We start from the raw sequence: 4,440 nt of genomic DNA, 5'->3' as shown, positions 1-4,440 counted from the left end.
CGGATGATTAAATCCTGCTTTTCCGGATTAACCTTCAGCTTATCGTAATGGTAATGCTTAGCCGTTGTAGCTGATATGCTGATGAAAGCGGACGGTTAAATCCTGCTTTTCCGGATTGATTGCCAGCTTATCGGCAAAACTGCGCAGCGCCGCTTCCACCTGGTTCATAAAGCGGCCATAGCCGGTTTCAGTCATATCATCATTACCGGCGACAATAATAATATGCACGGCTTCAACCAGGTTATCGCCCTGCCAGTCGCTGATAAACTGCGCACTGTTATTCGCCGGGTCAAAGCCCAGTAATTGCAGTTCGCTGGTGGTTTGTGGCTGATCAAACTTACTGTTGCGGACCAGCGGGGTTAAGCCGTTACCAATAATAGCAACCCGGTTTAACTCTTTTGCCTGAATAGCGGCTTTCAGCTGCTGTTCCAGCTGCTGATAGAGCGGGCTGTAATCCTGACTGTCATTGGCGACATACTGTTGTTTCAACGCCCGGCTCAGTGGCAGGGTCAGGTGGACATAGGTTAAGGCGCTGTGCTCGGGCAGCATAAGCTTACGGGTGGCGTAACGGCCGGCAATCGCCCGCAGTTTATAGCCGTAGCTTTCGCGATCGCCTTTTTGTTTTGCCAGCAGATCATAAGATAAATGCTGATGATCACGGATTTTAATTTTCAGGTTCTGCGCTGGCAATTGGGGTTGTAATTGTTGCAGCAACTGCAGCACCCGTTGATGGAAGTCGGCGGCATTAGCCCGGATGTCGCTGCCGGTGGCTAAAAACAACAGCTGAATTTTCCGGGCCTGATAACCGGGTTTGCTGAACAGATTCTGCGCCTCATGGTACTGCGGGTTGTAAAAAAACAAAATTTGCTCAGCAGTCTGAAACACATAAGCTTCAGTGTGAAAGCGCACAACCGGCAGTTTATCGGTAGCAATAAGATGCACATTATGTAAATTCAGGCTGTCGGCCAGACTGAACAACTGCTGGCTCAGTTGCTGATAGCATGCCTGCTCGCTGCCATAATGCTGGTAAAGCTCTGGTGTAGCCTTAATTTCTGCCAGAATATACTGGTTAGATTTTGCGCTGGCCGGAAGATAAACTTTGTGTTGCGTGCTGATTGGCATGAAAACTCCTTTGTCGTCTGCTGCGCGCGCATTATACCCTGTTGAGCACTTTTTCGCCGCTGTTTAGCCGGTTATTAAGCGGATATTCTGCTTATTTTTTAGTGCAGATCAATCCTCGTCTGCTAATTGCCTCAGCCAGGGTCAGAGTATGCCGGGATTAAGTTGCCAGATACGGTAGTTGAGCACCGCCGCAAAGCTTATCCACAGAATATAAGGTATCAGCAGTAAGCCAGCCAGGTGCTGCTGGCGCCAGAAACTGAGTGCGGTGGCGATAACCAGCGCCAGTAACAGCAGGATATTGACAAACGCCAGGGCGCCCTGCTGCCAGCCAAAAAACAGCCAGCTCCATAAGGCATTGACCACCAGCTGACTGAAGTACAGCGAAAGTGCTGCTCTGTAGTGCTTACCATTGCGCCAGACCAGCCAGGCAGCAACTGCCATCAGGGTATATAGCAAAGTCCACACCGGGCCAAACAGCCAGGCGGGTGGGGCAAATTCTGGTAATTGCAGTTCGCGGTAAAATTCTGGCGCATTGATCGAACCAAGCGCACCGATAGCAGCTGCCAGATAAGTCAGCGCCAGTAAGGTCAGCAGCATCAGTGCCTGGCGTAACACGATAGTCAGATGCATCGTTATTATCCTCCGTTAATTTATGATGCCAGATGTACGGCTTACAGCCAGTTTAGATCAGCTGGTTGGACTTGCATTAAAGTGGCGGGCAGGGCATGGTTTGTTGTAACAAATTGGTTATAGTTAAGCCAACCCGACAGCGTCACCTTTTGGTAAACGCCAGAGCAAGTTCTTTTTTCAGAGGTAGCGATATGACCCGCCCGGTATTTGATTGGCAAGACCCGTTTCAATTATCCGCAATGCTAAGCGAAGAAGAGCGGATGATCCGCGATACCGCGCATCAGTATTGTCAGCAGAAATTGCAGCCGCGTGTATTGCTGGCTAACCGCAATGAACATTTTCACCGTGAAATTATGACCGAGCTGGGCGAACTGGGTCTGCTCGGCGCGACGTTACCGGAAAAATATGGCTGCTCGGCGGTGAACTATGTCTGTTATGGCCTGGTGGCACGCGAAGTAGAGCGGGTAGACAGTGGCTATCGCAGTGCGATGAGTGTGCAGTCATCATTAGTGATGCACCCTATTCACGAATATGGCACTGAAGCACAGCGCCAGAAATACCTGCCGAAACTGGCCAGTGGCGAATGGGTTGGCTGTTTTGGCTTAACCGAACCGGACGCCGGCTCCGATCCGGCCGGTATGCGCAGCGTGGCGAAAAAAACCGCCAATGGCTATCTGCTTAATGGCAGTAAGATGTGGATCACCAATTCGCCGATTGCCGATGTGTTTGTGGTGTGGGCCAAACTGGACGGTGACATTCGCGGCTTTGTGCTGGAAAAAGGCATGAAAGGTTTAAGCGCACCGAAAATTGATGGCAAATTCTCGCTCAGGGCCTCCATTACCGGTGAAATTGTCATGGATAATGTCGAAGTGCCGGAAGACGCGATTTTCCCGGAAATCCGCGGTTTAAAAGGCCCTTTTGGTTGTCTGAATAAAGCGCGCTATGGCATTGCCTGGGGGTCGCTCGGCGCAGCGGAGTTTTGCTGGCATGCAGCGCGCCAGTACACGCTGGACCGCAGCCAGTTTGGCCGGCCGCTGGCCCAGACCCAGCTGGTGCAGAAAAAACTGGCCGATATGCAGACCGACATCAGCCTTGGCCTGCTTGGCTGCCTGCAAGCCGGGCGGCTGATGGATGCCGGCCAGCTGCCACCGGAAACTATTTCGCTGATTAAACGCAATTCCTGCGGCAAAGCGCTGGATATTGCCCGCCAGGCCCGCGATATGCACGGCGGAAACGGCATTGCCGATGAATATCATGTAATTCGCCACCTGATGAATTTAGAGGCAGTTAATACCTACGAAGGCACCCATGATGTGCATGCGTTAATTTTAGGCCGGGCCCAGACCGGTCTGCAGGCATTCAGTTAGCCGTGGCCGATAACTTTCACCCCTGGCTGGCGCAGTTTCTGCAGCAGCTGGCCAGCGACAGCCTGCCAGCGGCCGGCAGTTTACAGCAGAGCCTGAGTGACAGTGAGCTGTACCGCTTATGGCATAGTCAGCTGTGCAGCCGGTTACTCGATTTGCAGTCCCGGCTGTTACAGGCCAAAGGAGAGAGTTTTTATACCATTGGCAGCGCCGGCCATGAGGGCAATGCGGCGGTGGCGGCGGCACTGCGGCTGACAGATCCGGCATTTTTACATTATCGCAGCGGCGCCTTTTTTATTGAGCGCAGTAAGCAGCGGCCCGGCAGTACGCCGCTGTACGATATGCTGTTATCGTTTTGTGCTTCCAGTGACGACCCGATCTCCGGGGGCCGGCATAAGGTGCTGGGCAGCCTGGCGCTGAATATTCCACCGCAAACCAGTACCATTGCCTCACAGCTGCCCAAGGCGGTTGGCACCGCCTTTGCGATAGATTTATCAAAACGGCTGGGCCAGCAGGGCAGCTGGCCGGCAGACGCCATTGTTATGTGTAGTTTCGGCGATGCGTCGGCCAATCATTCCACTGCCCAGGGTGCTATTAATGCAGCCTGCTGGGCCGCCTATCAGCAGGTACCGGTGCCGATGTTATTTGTTTGTGAAGATAACGGCCTGGGGATCTCCACCCCTACGCCCTACGGCTGGATTGAGCAAAGCCTGGCCGACCGGCCCGAGCTGCGCTATTTTGCCGCCGATGGCCGTGATTTAGCGCAGACCTATGCGGTGGCCCGCAACGCCGTGCATTATGTGCGCAGCAAACGGCGGCCGGCACTGTTGCATTTATCAACGGTACGGTTGTTTGGCCATGCCGGTGCCGATACCGAAACCGCTTATCGTCACAAAGCGCTGATTGACGCTGAATTGCAGCTTGACCCGCTGTTGGCCAGCACCGCGACGATGCTGGCGCGCGGTGTACTGAGCCGCCAGCATTTGGCCGAGGCGGTCCTTGAGCTGGCCCGTCAGATCAGCCGGGTCGCCGACGTTGCCAGTCGCCGGCCCAAATTAGCGACGGCCGCTGCGGTGATGGCGGCGATTGCCCCGGTCCGACCGGCGTTACCGGCGCCGCCTGTGCCACCTGCTGCCATTCGCAATGCGCTGTTTGAGTTTGATAAACATAACCTTGGCAAACCGCAGCACTTAGCCAAACTACTGAACTGGACCTTGCATGACTTATTTGCCCAGTACAGCAATACTCTGCTGTTCGGCGAAGATGTCGCCAAAAAGGGCGGTGTTTATGGTGTTTCTCAGCATTTAATTCAGGCCTTTGGCGG

Annotated in this window: 4 protein-coding genes; 2 read left to right on the top strand and 2 right to left on the bottom strand. The window is 53.8% G+C overall.

What is annotated here, in order from left to right; genetic code table 11:
* Positions 1–57 precede the first annotated feature (57 nt).
* Together R3177_RS13450 and R3177_RS13445 are read right to left on the bottom strand one after the other, a co-directional pair.
* On the bottom strand, positions 58–1,122 hold the full coding sequence (locus R3177_RS13450; protein ID WP_318971536.1) for a DUF3083 family protein: 1,065 nt from the start codon (positions 1,120–1,122) through the stop codon (positions 58–60).
* A gap of 141 nt (positions 1,123–1,263) precedes the next feature.
* Positions 1,264–1,752, bottom strand: a complete 489-nt coding sequence (locus tag R3177_RS13445) for a TspO/MBR family protein (RefSeq protein ID WP_318971535.1) — start codon at positions 1,750–1,752, stop codon at positions 1,264–1,266.
* A 191-nt stretch (positions 1,753–1,943) separates the two neighbouring features.
* On the opposite strand from R3177_RS13445, the gene R3177_RS13440 reads away from it, so the two are divergent.
* Both R3177_RS13440 and R3177_RS13435 read left to right on the top strand, forming a co-directional pair.
* Complete coding sequence (locus tag R3177_RS13440) at positions 1,944–3,119, top strand: acyl-CoA dehydrogenase (protein WP_318971534.1); 1,176 nt, start codon at positions 1,944–1,946, stop codon at positions 3,117–3,119.
* Positions 3,120–3,121: 2 nt separating this feature from the next.
* Positions 3,122–4,440 (top strand): thiamine pyrophosphate-dependent dehydrogenase E1 component subunit alpha (locus R3177_RS13435; protein WP_318971533.1); only part of this gene is annotated, 1,319 nt, incomplete at its 3' end.

It is taken from the genome of Arsukibacterium sp. (assembly GCF_033722355.1).
Lineage (GTDB): Bacteria > Pseudomonadota > Gammaproteobacteria > Enterobacterales > Alteromonadaceae > Alishewanella.
This window is presented reverse-complemented; position numbering and strand designations above follow the sequence as displayed.